This window comes from Microbacterium sp. LS_15, from assembly GCF_041954735.1.
Classification (GTDB): domain Bacteria; phylum Actinomycetota; class Actinomycetes; order Actinomycetales; family Microbacteriaceae; genus Microbacterium.
On sequence record NZ_JAVAYD010000006.1, the window covers coordinates 21,092 to 34,693 of the forward strand.

12 protein-coding genes and 1 pseudogene are annotated in these 13,602 nt (G+C 69.4%); 1 reads left to right on the forward strand and 12 read right to left on the reverse strand.

What is annotated here, in order from left to right; all coding sequences use genetic code 11:
• The first annotated feature begins 55 nt into the window (after nucleotides 1-55).
• Complete coding sequence (locus RAC69_RS09390) at nucleotides 56-817, forward strand: alpha/beta fold hydrolase (protein WP_375086590.1); 762 nt, start codon at nucleotides 56-58, stop codon at nucleotides 815-817.
• 140 nt (nucleotides 818-957) lie between these two features.
• On the opposite strand, the gene mnhG is transcribed toward RAC69_RS09390, so the two are convergent.
• The 12 genes and pseudogenes from mnhG to RAC69_RS09450 all read right to left on the reverse strand — a co-directional run bounded on the left by mnhG (nucleotide 958) and on the right by RAC69_RS09450 (nucleotide 13,584).
• The gene (mnhG, locus tag RAC69_RS09395) at nucleotides 958-1,347 is read right to left on the reverse strand and encodes a monovalent cation/H(+) antiporter subunit G (protein ID WP_375086591.1); all 390 of its coding nucleotides are present in this window, start codon (nucleotides 1,345-1,347) and stop codon (nucleotides 958-960) included.
• A complete protein-coding gene (locus RAC69_RS09400; RefSeq protein WP_341936064.1) occupies nucleotides 1,344-1,613 on the reverse strand; it encodes a monovalent cation/H+ antiporter complex subunit F in 270 nt (89 codons plus the stop codon). Before RAC69_RS09400 ends, mnhG begins: the two co-directional genes overlap by 4 nt.
• Complete coding sequence (locus RAC69_RS09405) at nucleotides 1,610-2,188, reverse strand: Na+/H+ antiporter subunit E (protein ID WP_375086592.1); 579 nt, start codon at nucleotides 2,186-2,188, stop codon at nucleotides 1,610-1,612. Before RAC69_RS09405 ends, RAC69_RS09400 begins: the two co-directional genes overlap by 4 nt.
• Nucleotides 2,185-3,738, reverse strand: a complete 1,554-nt coding sequence (locus tag RAC69_RS09410) for a Na+/H+ antiporter subunit D (RefSeq protein ID WP_341936066.1) — start codon at nucleotides 3,736-3,738, stop codon at nucleotides 2,185-2,187. The genes RAC69_RS09405 and RAC69_RS09410 overlap by 4 nt, the downstream gene beginning before the upstream one ends.
• A 260-nt stretch (nucleotides 3,739-3,998) precedes the next feature.
• Nucleotides 3,999-4,523, reverse strand: a pseudogene (locus RAC69_RS09415) (Na(+)/H(+) antiporter subunit C); the annotation flags it as partial.
• Entirely contained in the window at nucleotides 4,523-7,465 is a 2,943-nt protein-coding gene (locus RAC69_RS09420) for a Na+/H+ antiporter subunit A (RefSeq protein WP_375086593.1), read from the reverse strand. The gene RAC69_RS09420 and the pseudogene RAC69_RS09415, both read right to left, overlap by 1 nt.
• Nucleotides 7,466-7,537: 72 nt before the next feature.
• Nucleotides 7,538-8,278 carry a GntR family transcriptional regulator gene (locus RAC69_RS09425; protein ID WP_375086594.1) on the reverse strand — a complete coding sequence of 247 codons (741 nt, stop codon included), beginning with the start codon at nucleotides 8,276-8,278 and terminating at the stop codon, nucleotides 7,538-7,540.
• Nucleotides 8,279-8,283: 5 nt separating this feature from the next.
• The gene (locus RAC69_RS09430; protein WP_375086595.1) at nucleotides 8,284-9,339 is read right to left on the reverse strand and encodes an aldo/keto reductase; all 1,056 of its coding nucleotides are present in this window, start codon (nucleotides 9,337-9,339) and stop codon (nucleotides 8,284-8,286) included.
• A complete protein-coding gene (locus tag RAC69_RS09435) occupies nucleotides 9,336-10,475 on the reverse strand; it encodes a mandelate racemase/muconate lactonizing enzyme family protein (RefSeq protein WP_375086596.1) in 1,140 nt (379 codons plus the stop codon). Before RAC69_RS09435 ends, RAC69_RS09430 begins: the two co-directional genes overlap by 4 nt.
• A complete protein-coding gene (locus RAC69_RS09440; protein ID WP_375086597.1) occupies nucleotides 10,475-11,359 on the reverse strand; it encodes a carbohydrate ABC transporter permease in 885 nt (294 codons plus the stop codon). Before RAC69_RS09440 ends, RAC69_RS09435 begins: the two co-directional genes overlap by 1 nt.
• Nucleotides 11,352-12,314 carry a carbohydrate ABC transporter permease gene (locus RAC69_RS09445; RefSeq protein WP_375086598.1) on the reverse strand — a complete coding sequence of 321 codons (963 nt, stop codon included), beginning with the start codon at nucleotides 12,312-12,314 and terminating at the stop codon, nucleotides 11,352-11,354. Before RAC69_RS09445 ends, RAC69_RS09440 begins: the two co-directional genes overlap by 8 nt.
• A gap of 13 nt (nucleotides 12,315-12,327) precedes the next feature.
• The gene (locus RAC69_RS09450; protein WP_375086599.1) at nucleotides 12,328-13,584 is read right to left on the reverse strand and encodes an ABC transporter substrate-binding protein; all 1,257 of its coding nucleotides are present in this window, start codon (nucleotides 13,582-13,584) and stop codon (nucleotides 12,328-12,330) included.
• Nucleotides 13,585-13,602: the final 18 nt, after the last annotated feature.

Consider the following 13,602-nt stretch of genomic DNA (forward strand, 5'->3'; position numbering starts at 1 on the left):
ACCGCCCTGCACACCCGGTTTCGCCGAGCGGCGACCACTCGATTACCGTTGTCGGGTGGCATCCAGTTATCTCGCACCGAAGGGCACGCCCGTCACGCTGCTCGAGTTCGAGCACGGCGGCGCGACGCTGATCGCCGAGACGTTCGGCGAGGCGGGCCCGACCTTCCTGCTGCTGCACGGCATCGGCATGGGCCGCAGCGTCTATCTCGATGTGGTGCAGCGTCTGCGCGGGCGTGTCATCGCCCTCGACCTGCCGGGGTTCGGCGAGGCCCCCGAGCCCGATCGCACGCTCACCATGGAACGCCACGCCGACCTCGTCGCCGCGTACCTCCGCCATGTCGGCGAGGCCCCCGTCGTGGTGATCGGCCATTCGATGGGCAGCCAGATCGCGGCGGAGCTCGCCGCTCGGCATCCCGACCTCGTCGAGGGCGTCGTGCTCGCCGGTCCGACCGTGAACAAGGCCGCCCGCAACATCGCCGCGCAGGCCCGATATCTGCTCACCGACCTCGTCGGAGAGCGCCCGCTCGTGATCTGGCGCGGCGCGCGCGAGTACCTCCGCGGCGGGCCCCACCTGTTCCGGAAGATGCGGGCCACGATCGTGCATGAACCTGAGAAGGCGTTCGCCCGCATCGACTGTCCCGTGCTCGTGCTGCGCGGAGAGAGCGATCCGCTCGCTCCCCTGAGCTGGTGCCGCGAGATCATCGACGAGATCCCCGGCGCCGACCTGCAGGTCATCCCCGACCACGGGCACGGCACGCTCATCAGCGACTCCGAACCGGCGGCCGAGCTCATTCAGGGGTTCGCCGACCGCCTCTGAGGCGCGCATCGTCGGCGGCCCTCGTCACCTTTTGCGGCCTTTGTCACCTTTTGCGGCCTTTGTCACCTTTTGCGGCCCCTGCCCGCCGACGAGGCCGCAGAACCTGACCCAGGCCGCAGAAGTCGTCAGGCAGGGCGACGTCAGCCCGCGGCGGGCGGCGTCTGCTTCGACTCGGCCAGTTCGTCGACGACGAGGCTCCGCTCGTCGGTGGTGCCGTTGCGGTACGCCTGGCGGCCGACCATGTGCGCCGACAGCGGGGCGGTCGCGAACTGCATGAGCACGATCGGCGCGACGAGCAGCAGACCGACGAGGATGCCGCCGACGGTGCCCATCGACACGGCGATCGAGAGGCAGATGAGCACCAGGCCCAGAACCTGCGGCTTGGTCGCCGCGTGCAGACGCGACGGCACGTCGCGGAACCGCAGCAGGCCGACCGCCGCCGAGAGGCACAGGATCGCGCCGAGCAGGATCAGCACGAGCACCGTCGTGTCGATGACGGCGTCGGGGAGGCGGAGTTCGAACACGTTCACGGCGTCGTGTTGTCCCTTCTCGCGACGAACCGCGCGACCGCGATCGAGCCGAAGACCCCGATCGCCGCGATGATCAGCATGACGGGGATGGTGCGGGTGTGCCCGTTGATGGCCATCTCCGCGCCGAGCACGCACATGACCTCGGTGAGGAGCACGTCCGACGCGACGGCACGGTCGAGGATCGACGGGCCGCGCACGATCCGCACGATGGTGAGGATCGCCGCGACGCCGAACACGACCATGACGACCAGGAGCAGGATGTTCATCGCGCACCGCCCTTCGCCGCGCGCTCGTCGGCCTTGAGGGCACGGTACTGCGACGGCGCCCCGAGCGCACGCACGATGCGGCGCTCCCACCGCAGCACGCCCTCGCGCTGCTTCTCGACATCGTCGTGCGACCGCACGCCGATGACGTGCAGGTAGAGGATCTGCCTGTCGCGGTCCGCCTCGACGATCAGCGATCCGGGGATTAGCGACGACACCACCGAGACGTGGGTCATCATCAGGTCGTCGGCGTACTTCAGCGGCACGGCGATGATCGCCGCTCCCGGCTGACGGCGGAAGTCGAACACCTGCATCGTGACCGCGAGTCCGCCGCGGATCATCGCGAACAGGAACTGCACGACGAACAGGGCGCCGTACCAGAGGTTGATCCGCCCGGACAGCTCGACCGTCGGCAGCCGGAAGACGCGGGTGACGAACACGGCGACGACGAGCCCGGAGAGGAACGCCAGCACCGTGAACTGGCTCCACAACAGCATCCAGAGCACGACGAGCCACGCGAGGAACGGCAGCTGCACGCCGATGTCGCGCCAGATGTGACGGCCGGTCTCCTTGCTCATCCCTCCACCTCGTCTTCCAGCTGCACGAGGTTGACCGGCTCGAGGAGCCCGGCGCCGATGCGGTCGCAGAGCGCGTAGAGGGGCCCGGCGAAGACGGTCAGCGCGACCGTGACGCCGACCATGCCGGCGGTCGCGACGGTCATGATCTTCGGGATGCGGCGGCGCTCCTGCTGCTCGTCGGCGGCGGGTGCGTTGCCCAGGTACGAGATGCGTCCCTCGGTCTCGGTGGAGTCCTCCTCCTCGCGCCAGAAGGCGAGGTTCCACGCGCGCATGAGGGCGTACAGGGTGAGGAGCGAGGTCACGATGCCGCCCACGATGAGGACGATCATGAGCGGGGTCCCGACCGAGGCGGCCGCCTCGAACAGCGCGAACTTGCCGATGAACCCGGAGAAGGGCGGGAGTCCGCCGAGGTTGATGGCCGGGATGAAGTAGAGCACGGCGATCACCGGCGCGACCTTGAGCAGGCCTTTCACGCGCAGGATCGACGTGCTCCCCGCGCGACGCTCGATGAGGCCCACCGCGAGGAACAGCGTCGTCTGCACGACGATGTGGTGGACGATGTAATACACCGTCGCCCCGATCGCCGCGGGCGTCGCGATCGCGAGACCGAAGATCATGTAGCCGACGTGGCTCACGAGCGTGAACGAGAGGATCCGTTTGAGCTCGGCCTGCGCCACCGCGCCGAGGACGCCGACGATCATGGTCGCCAGAGCGATGATGAGCAGCAGCGTGTCGATGCTGTTGTCGGCGAAGAGCTGGGTCTCGGTGCGGATCAGCGCGTAGACGCCGACCTTGGTGAGCAGGCCCGCGAAGACCGCGGTGACGGGCGCAGGTGCCGTCGGGTACGAGTCCGGCAGCCAGAACGACACCGGGAAGATGGCCGCCTTGATGCCGAACGCCACGACGAGCATGAGGTGCAGCACCAGCTGCGTCTCCTGCGGCAGCTCGGTCATCCGCTCGGCGATCTGCGCCATGTTCACCGTGCCGAGCGCGCCGTAGATCATCGCGATCGACGCGAGGAACAGGATCGACGACACGAGCGAGACGACGATGTACACGGCACCCGTGCGGATGCGCGACTCGGTGCTGCCCAGGGTGATGAGCACGTACGACGCGACGAGCAGGATCTCGAAGCCGACGTAGAGGTTGAACAGGTCGCCCGCGATGAAGGCGTTGAAGATGCCGGCCGCGAGGATCAGGTACGAGGGGTTGAAGATCGAGATCGGCGTCTCGTCCGTCCCGTCGGCGGCGCCCTGACCGATCGAGAAGAGGAGGACCGCGAGCAGCACGATGCTCGAGATGAGCACGAGCAGGGCGGCGAGCCGGTCGACGTACAGCACGATGCCGAACGGGACCGGCCAACCGCCCACCGAGACGGCGAGCGGGGTCCCCGCGTCCACCACCACGAGAAGGACGGCGGCGATCACCGAGACGATGGCGAGCGTCGCGACCGTGACGAACACCTGCAGACGCGCGTTGCGGCCGAACACGAGCGTGACCGCGGCGCCCAGCAGCGGCAGGGCGACGAGCAGGGGGACGAGTGCGCTCATCGGCGGTCCTCCCCGTCTTCTCGGTGCTCGGGTGCGTTGTCGTCGGAAGCGGTGTCGGATGCCGTGTCGCGCGCCGCATCCGCGGCATCCGTCTCGTGGGCGTCGGACGCGTGGGTGTCGGCGTCGGTGCGGAAGTCCGACGAGCCGTCGGCATCGTCGGGGGGCGCGGATTCATCGGTCATGACGGATGCCGCGGCATCCGCATCGTCTGCTGCGTCTGCGTCTGCGTCTGCGTCCTGAGCGTCGGCGCGGCCGTCGGCATCGCGGTCCTCCGGCGACCACGAGCTCGGCCGGTCGACCGGGGCGTCGTCATGGATCGCCGCGTTGTCGCGCATGTGCAGCACGGTGATCGGCGAGGTCTGCACACCGACGAAGTCGGTGGTCGCGTCGTCGTCGTCGGTCTCGGACTCGTCGTCCATGAGGTCTTCGTCGGCGTCCGTGCGCTCGCGGAGCGCGATGTCGGCCTCGTCGTCCTCGACCGTGTCTGCCTGCCCGAGCTGCCACGAGCGGTAGATGAGGGCGAGCAGGAACGCCGAGACGGCGAACGTGATGACGATCGCGGTGAGGGTGAGCGCCTGCGGGAGCGGGTCGCTCACATCGCCGTCGGCGTCGTAGAACGGCGCACGTCCGGGGACGCCCATGACGATCAGGAGCAGCAGGTTGGTGGCGTTGCCCAGCAGCAGGAAGCCGATGAGCACGCGGGTGAGGCTGCGCTCGAGCATCGCGTACACGCCGCACGCGAAGAGCACGGCCATGATGGCGATGAGGGTGACGGAGACGTCCATCAGATCGTCACCCCCCGCTCGCGCAGCTCCTGCGTCTGCCGGTCGACCTCGGCACCGAGGCTGCGCAGCACGTCGAGCACGAGTCCGATGACGACGAGGTACACGCCCACGTCGAAGATCGTCGACGTGACGAACTCCATGTGGCCGATGCCGGGGATCTCCCACTCCCAGAACGTGCTGGTGAGCGGCGCCTGGCCGAAGAAGAGGGGAACGACGGCCGCGCCGACCGCGAGGATGAGACCGGCGCCGAGCAGGCGCCCGGCATCCGTCGGGGCGGCCGCGCCGAGCTCCCAGCGCCCGCCGGCGATGTAGCGCATGACGAGGGCCATGCCGGCGACGAGGCCGCCGGCGAAGCCGCCGCCCGGCAGATTGTGCCCCGCGAACAGCAGGAAGATCGACACAACGATGATCGTGTGGAACAGGATGCGGACGACCACTTCGAGGAGGATCGACCTGTTCTCCGGCTTCATCTTCTGCCCGCCGACGAGCCAGGCCCGGGGGCTGCTCTCGTTCTCGGAGGTCTGGAAGCGGATGCCGTCGGTCGTCTCGACCAGCGGCCGGCTGAGCGTGCGGCGGCGCTTGGCCTTGGGGAGCGTCTTGGTCGAGGCGAGCATGTCGGCCCGGTGCGTGACGAACACGAGGGAGGCGACGCCGGTCGCGGCGAGCACGAGCACCGAGAGCTCGCCCATCGTGTCCCAGCCGCGGAGGTCGACGAGAGCGACGTTGACGACGTTCTTGCCGTGCCCGATCTCGTACGCGAGCTTCGGGAACATCTCGGAGATGGGCTCGGCGACCCGCGACTGCGTCGCCACGATCGCGACCCAGGCCATGGTGAGACCGGCGCCGATCGCGAGGAGCGCCCGCGGGATGCGACCGACCGAGGCGTTGTGCTCGCCGAGACGCGCGGGCAGCCGGCGCAGCACGAGAGCGAACGTCACGAGCGTGACGGTCTCGACGAGGATCTGCGTGAGCGCGAGGTCGGGGGCGCCGCTCGTCGCGAAGAGCACGACCATACCGAGCCCGGTGACCGACACGAGCACGACGCCCGTGTAGCGCTTGCGCGCCCGCACCGCGATCACACCGGCGACGGCCATGAGCGGGGCGACGACGATCTGCACGGGCGTGTGCCAGGCGGAGAGCTGGAACCGGTCGACGTCGCTCGCGAGCAGCGCGGTGATCTCGGCGGCCACGAACACCACGAAGATCGTGCCGACGTACACCGGCAGCGACCCGCGCTGGGTGAGGGTCGTGCTGAGCACGGACAGACGGTCGACGCCGCGCACCACGAGGTAGTACGCGTCGGCCGCGGTGAACGGCAGCAGACGGGACCTGCGATCCCAGCCGGAGCGCACCGTGAGGAGGAAGAGCGCCGCGCCGAGCAGCACCGTGAGGATCGAGATGCCGAGCGCCGGCTCCAGCCCGTGCCAGAGCGCGAGGTGCCCCGGCCCCTCGACCGCGTCGCCGGCGTGGTCGAGACCGGGGGTCGCGGTGAGCGCGTACCCCTGGAGGGCCTTGTCGAGCGCCGGGGCGCCGATGCCCGCGGCCAGGGTGACCCCGGCGAGGATGATCGGCGCCGACAGGAAGCCGACCGGCGGGTCGGGCCAGGAGGTGTCGGGGATGCGGTCGCCCATCGCGTCGCGCTTGCTCCAGAACGCCCCCCACAGGAAGCGCATGCCGTATGCCGCCGTCAGCATGGAACCGAGGCTCACGCCGATCACGGCGACGAGACCCCAGGGGGACCCGCCGATCGCGTCGTCGAGCAGGGCCGTGAGCGTCGACTCCTTCGCGACGAATCCGATGGTCGGGGCGATGCCTGCCATCGAGGCGACCGAGATGAAGGCCGCGGTCGCCATGACCGGCGCCTGGCGGCCCACACCGCTGAGCTCGGTGATGTCACGGGTCGAGAGCTGCCGGTCGATGACGCCGACGATGAGGAACAGCGCCGACTTGAACAGCGCGTGACCGATGACCAGGGCGAGGCCCGCGAGTGCGCTGGCCTGCGTGCCGTAGCCCACGACGACGGCGAAGAAACCGAGCTGGCTCACGGTGCCGAAGGCGAGGATGCGCTTGAGGTCGGTCTCGCGCAGCGCCTGGAACCCCCCGAGCAGCATGGTGACGATGCCGAGGGAGATGATGATCGGTCGCCACGGACCGCTGAACGCGAAGATCGGCGCGAACCGCGAGACCAGGTAGATGCCGGCCTTCACCATGGCGGCCGCGTGCAGGTAGGCGCTCACGGGAGTCGGTGCCGCCATCGCACCGGGCAGCCAGAAGTGGAACGGGAAGATCGCCGACTTGCTGATCGCGCCGACGAGGAGCATCACGATCGCGGCATCCACCATTGGACCCGTCGGCGCGAGCTCGAGGATCTCGCGGATGCTGCCGGTGCCCGCGTCGACGACGAGGAGCACGACGCCGATGAACATCACGAGCCCGCCGAGCGTCGTGACGAGCAGCGCCTGCAGCGCTGCACGGCGGCTGGCCGCACGGCGGCGATAGTGGCCGATGAGCAGATACGACAGGATGCTCGTGACTTCCCAGAACATGACGAGCATCACGAGGTCGTCGGTGAGCACGAGGCCGTACATGGCGCCGGCGAAGGCGAGCAGCACCGCCGAGAACTGTCCGATGCCCGCGGAGTCGTCGTGGAAGTACCACCGGCAGTACAGGAGCACGAGGGCGCCGACGCCGGTGACGATGAGGGTCAGCACCCAGCCCAGCACGTCCATGTGCATGGAGAGGTCGAGCCCGAGCTGCGGGATCCACGGCACCGACACGAACGGTGCCGGACCGTCGAGCACCTGCGGGGTGAGCACGAGCGCATGGACGAATGCCGCTGCGGGAATGAGTGCGGCGACCGCGAAGGCCTGAGCCCCCAGCCAGCGCACCAGAACGGGCATCAGAAGCGACCCGAGGAGGAACACAGCGAGGAGCATCAGCATAAGCGGCTCCTCAAAGCTCGTCGGCCGAGATCGGCGCAGGCGGGCGGGTGTCGCTGACCAGTTTACCTGGCGTTAGGAACCCGTAAGGCCGCGAGCGTCGGATTGCCCCGTCTCGGCGTTCCGGGCGAGTGCGGGGCCGAGCCGTTCGTAGGACTGCGCGATGTGCGCGCGCATCGCCTCCGCCGCGGCATCCGGGTCCCGTCGACGCAGCGCGTCCAGGATGCTCTCGTGCTCGCTGACGGTGTCATCCTCGAAGTCGTGGCGGAAGTCCAGCCGGTAGAGGTGCATGTGCGAGCGCAGTCTCACGATGGCCTCGGCCAGCAGCGGGCTGTCGGCGTTCTCGGCGATGAGGTGGTGGAAATGCAGGTCCCCGTCGATGAACCGGCGGTAGTTGCGGAACCGCTCGTCCTCGTCCGGGTCGGATGCCGCGCGCATCTGCGCCACCGATTCCGCCAGTTCGGCCTCGGTCTCGTCGTCGATCCGCCCGGAGGCGCGTCGCGCGGCCTCCGGCTCGAGGAGCTCGCGCATGTCGTAGAGGTCTCGCAGCCCTCGGGCGTCGAGCAACGGCGCGGCGACATAGCCCTTGAGGGCGCGCTTCGCGACGAGCCCCTCGGCTTCGAGACGGGTGAGGGCCTCTCGCACGGGGGTGGGCGACACGTCGAGGTCGCGGGCGACGGCGTCGATGTTGACGCGGGCACCGGGGTCGATGACGCGGTCCATCAGCAGCCCGAGCACGGCGTCGTAGACGTCGTCGACGAGGGCGCGCCGCGCGGGGAGCGGTCGCGGTCCGCGGGCCTCGTCGTCGCTGAACATGAGTCTCATCGTACGGGCTGCCCTTCGCGCTCAGACCGGGGGCGCGCGGATGCCGACACGGCACCCGACGGGAGGGAGTGGCTGATCAGGCCGAGTTCCCGCAGCTCCTCCCAGAGCTCAGGGGCGACCGGTCGGCTCCGCAGACCGCTGTTGCGCGAGATCTGCGCGGCGCTGGCACCCCCGAGCACGACCGCCGCCACCGCCGGATGGGTGAGCGGGTACTGCACGGCGAGCTCGGGCAGGGTCCGTCCGTGGCGGGCGGCGACACGGGCGATGGCCCTGGCCCGCTCGACGACCTCCTCCCCCGCCGGTCCGTAGTCGAACATGGTGCCGGGAGCCGGGTCGTCGGTCGCGAGGATGCCGGAGTTGAACACCGCCGCGGCGAGCACGCTCACACCACGCTCCTCCGCGGCGGGCAGCAGGTCGTCGGCGGCGGACTGGTCGAGCAGCGTCCAGCGTCCGGCGATCATCATCACGTCGGCATCCGTCTCGCGCACGAAACGGGCGGGCATCGCGCTCTGGTTCATCCCCGCTCCGAACGAGGCGATCACCCCCTGATCGCGCAGCTCTGCGAGCGCCGGGAACGCGCCGTCGAGCGCTTCCCGCTCGAACTCGTCGGGGTCGTGGACGAGCACGATGTCGATGCGGTCGAGTCCGAGCCGCGTCAGCGAGTCCTCGATCGAGCGCAGCACGCCGTCCCGCGAGTAGTCGCGCACGCGCCGGTGGTCGGCCGGCACGTCGAAGAGGTTGTCCCGGTCGGTGCGTCCGGCGGCATCCTGCGGAACGAGCAGCCGCCCGACCTTCGTCGAGACGACGAGCTCGTCTCGCGACAGGGCCTGCAGGCCCTCGCCCAGCCGGCGCTCGGCGAGGCCGAGGCCGTAGTGCGGGGCGACGTCGAAGTACCGCACGCCGCCGACCCACGCCGCGGGGACGATCTGCGGCCACTCGTCGTCATCGAGCGCGCGGTAGAGGTTGCCGAGCGCGGCGGCGCCATAGGCGATCGGCGGCGCCGTGAGTCCGCCACGTCCGATGGCGACGCGTGGGCAGTCGAGCATGCTCATGCGACGATCAGCCGGTCCACCGCGCTGTCGTCCCACGCGATGCCGAGGCCGGGCGCCGTGGGCGCCCAGCCCCTGCCGTTCTCGATGCGCAGCTCGTCCGTCGTCACGGCGCGCAGCTGTGGGATGTGCTCGAGGTACAGAGCGTTGGGGATCGCGCAGACGAGCGAGACGTGCAGCTCCATCAGGAAGTGCGGCGCCACGTTCGCGTTGAAGGACTCCGCGAGATGCGCGATCTTGAGCCACGGCGTGATGCCGCCGACGCGCGCGACGTCCGCCTGCACGATCGACGCGCCGCCTCGCTGCAAGTGCTCGCGGAAGTGGCCGAGCGAGTACATGCTCTCGCCGACGGCGATCGGCACAGACGTCGAGCGCGCGAGCAGGCGGTGGCCCTCCACGTCCTCCGCGGGGAGCGGCTCCTCGAACCAGAACACATCGACCTGCTCGAACAGGCGCGCGCGGCGCACGGCCTCCGACACCGAGAACGACTGGTTCGCGTCGACCATGATGTCGAGGTCGGGGCCGACGGCATCCCGCACCGCGCGCAGGCGGTCGAGATCCTGGTGGCCGCGCGGCATGCCGACCTTGATCTTGACCCCGCCCATGCCGCGCTCCTTCGCCGCGACCGCGTGGTGGACGAGTTCGTCGGTGCGGTAGTGCAGCCAGCCGCCCTCCGTGTCGTACAGGGGCACCGAGGGCGAGGCGCCGCCGGCCGCGACCCAGAGGGGCAGCCCTGCGCGCGTCGTCTTCGCATCCCATACCGCGGTGTCGATCGCGGCGAGCGCGAGCGCCGTGATCGGGCCGACCGTCGTGGCCCTCGTGATGCCGAACAGCGCCAGCCACACGGCCTCCGGGCGCTCGGCCTCGAGTCCGATCAGTGCGGGCAGCAGCGTCTCGCGCAGCAGACTCAGGACCGCGCCGCCGCCCGTGCCGATCGTGTAGCTGTAGCCGACGCCCTCCGCGCCGTCCGCCGTGCGCAGGCGCACGATGATCGTCTCCTGCTTCACGAAGGTCTGCAGCGCGTCGGTGCGCTCCGTCTCGACGGGGATGTCGCACAGCAGCGCCTCGGCGCGCACGATGCGGCTGCCCGCCGTGGCATCCGCTCGCACGTCCATGCGTGTGTCGTCCGTGGTGGTCATCAGCGTCCTCCGAGTCCGCCCAGGGTGACCCCCTTGATCAGCTGACGCTGCAGAAGCAGCACCAGGATCAGCGAGGGGATGACGGCCAGGGTCGACGCCGCCATGAGCAGAGCCCACTGCGTGCCGAACTGGCCGGTGAACATGCCCAGCCCCAGGGGGACCGTCGCCATGTCCTGCGTGTTGATGATGATGAGCGGCCACAGGTACGAGTTCCAGTAGCCGATGAATGAGAAGACCGCCAGCACGCTGAGGGGAGCCGTGAGCTGCGGCAGCAGGACGGACCACAGGGTGCGCAGCCGCGAGGCGCCGTCGATCAGCGCGGCCTCCTCGTACTCGAGCGGGATGGTGAGGAAGAACTGCCGCATCAGGAACGTGCCGAACGCCGTGAACGCGAACGGGATGATCAACGCCGCGTAGGTGTCGTTGAGCCCCCAGCCGTTGATCAGGATGAACAGCGGGACGACCAGCACCTCCTGCGGCAGCACGAGCGTGAGCACGAACAGCAGGAACAGCTTGTCGCGGAAGCGGAAGCGGAGACGTGAGAACGCGTAGGCCGAGAGCACGGCGACCACGACCGACAGCGCGGCTCCGAGGATCGCGACGAACAGGCCGTTGAGGATGAAGCGGCCGAACGGCACCACGGTCCAGGCCTCGACGAAGTTGGCCCAGCGGATCTCGGATCCGAAGATCTGCGGCGTCTCGGTGAAGACCTCGTTCTCGGGTTTCAGCGCCGTGAGGAACATCCAGATGAACGGGAACGCGAAGATCAGCGCCACCACGGCGATCGCCGCGGTGTTCAGCCACTCCTTCAGGGTGGTCCTGCGCTGCTGCGCACGGCGCGGGAGCACGAGCAGGGCGGTGGCGGAGAGGTCGCGGTCACTCATAGTTCACCCATTTGCGCTGGCCGACGAACTGCAGTGCCGTGATGAGCATCACCACGACGAAGAGGATCCACGCGAGAGCGGATGCGTAGCCGAGCCGATCGAAGACGAAGCCGTTGCGGTACAGGTACAGCACGAACGTGTTGGTGCTCTCGCCCGGACCTCCCTGCGTGAGGAACAGCGGCTGCACGAACACCTGGAAGGCGCCGATCATCGTCATCGTCGAGCAGAAGAACAGCGAGGGGGACAGCAGCGGAAGGATGATGAACCGCAGTCGCTGCCACGCGGTCGTGCCGTCGATGCGGGACGCCTCGAGGAGCTCCTTCGGGATGGCGCTGAGGCCCGCCGAGAGCACGATCACGTTGTAGCCGAACGACTGCCACACCGACATCGCGATGACCGACGGGAGCGCCCACGCCGAGTCGGAGAGCCAGTTGGGGCCGTCGATCCCGACCGTCGCGAGCATCGAGTTCACGAGCCCGTCCTGCGAGAGCAGCAGACGCCACACCAGCGCGTTCGCGACCATCGGGGTGATCACCGGCAGGAAGAAGACCACCCGCCACGCACCCGCCGCCTTCATGCGGGTGTTGAGCCAGAGCGAGATCGTGAGCGCGACGAACAGGTTGAGCGCCGTGTAGACCACCGCGAAGATCACGGTGTTGCCCAGCACGGTGTAGAACGTCGGGTCGCGGAACAGCTTCACGTAGTTCTCGACGCCGATGAAGTCGGGGCTCCCGAACAGCTTCCAGTCGAAGAGGCTGATGAACGCCGAGCCGAACAGCGGTGTGAGGATGAATAGGACGAACCCGATCATCCCCGGCGCAAGGAACGCGACGGCGACCCATGCCTGGCCGCGCCGACGCGGCATCCGCTGGGCCTTCGGGGTGGGGACGCCGATCGGCGCCCCCACCCCTCCGTGCATCGCGGAGGAGGCCGAGGCCTCCCTCCGCTCGCTCATGACGGCCATGCGCTCAGCCCGCCACCGAGTTCTGGATGGTGTCCATGATCTCCTCGGCCGTCAGCTCGCCGCGGTAGCCCTGCACGCCGTACTGCGTCATGAGGGTCTCCACCTGGTTCCAGGTGGGCGTCGTGCGCTGCGGCGTCGCGTCGGACAGCAGCGCCTCGACCACGTCGGCCGCGCCCTCGGTCTTGCCCTCGGCCCAGGCGGGCAGCGCCTCGATGCGGGCGGGGACGATTCCTCGCGCCTCGGCCTGCTTCTCCTGCACCGACAGCGAGGTGAGCGCCTCGATCGCGGCGAACGCCTCCTCCGGACGCTCGCAGTTCGCAGCGATGCCGAAGCCCGACCCTGCGGTCATCGCCGCGGCGCTCCCGCTCGTCGAGGGCACGATGGTGACCCCCAGCGTGAAGTCGGCGGCGTCGGCGAAGCTGCCGTACATCCACGGACCCTCGATGAGCATGGGCACGGCTCCGGACGTGAACGCCTGCTGCGAGACCTCGGAGCCGTCGGCCGCCTCCGGGGCCTTCGCGACCTGGTCGACAGCGACGAGGTCGAAGAAGCTCTGGATCTGCTCGACGAACTCCGGATCGGTCAGGTCCAGCTCGCCGTCCTCGGTCACGGCCGGCACGCCGTCGGCGAGCGACCAGGCGTTCGGGATGAAGATCCCCGGTGCGATCGCCAGGCCCTTCCTGTCGCCGTCGGTGAGGGCCTTGGCGTCGGCGACGAACTGCTCTCGCGTGTACTCGGTGCCGGGGGGCTCCAGCCCCGCGGCCTGGAACGCCTCGACGTTGTAGAAGAGCACGATCGGCTCCGCGTCGTAGGGGATCGCCCGGATCGTGCCGTCGACGGTCATGCCCGCCAGCATCGACGCGTCGATCTCGTCGGTGTCGAACCCGGCCTCCTCGATGAGGTCGTCGAGCGGCATCAGCAGGTCGCCGAGCTCCTGAGCCCTGGCGGCCTGCGTCGTCAGCAGACAGGGCGGGTTGCCGCCGCTGAGTCGCGTCTTCACCTTGGTCCAGTAGTCCGAGAAGCTCGGGCCCTCGACCGAGATGTCGAGATCGGGGTCCTCGGCCTTCGCCCCCGAGATGAAGTCGGCCCACTGCGCCTGGTCGCCCTCGCTGGCGGCCCAGGTGTAGAGCACGAGCGGGCCGCCGGCGTCGCCGCCGCCTCCGCCCGAGCTACTCGCGCACCCCGCGAGGGTGATCGCGGCGAGTCCGGCGACGCCGGAGACGATCAGGCGCCTGGTACGGCGCGAGGGGACTGCATTCATACTGTCTGCCTCCTTCAG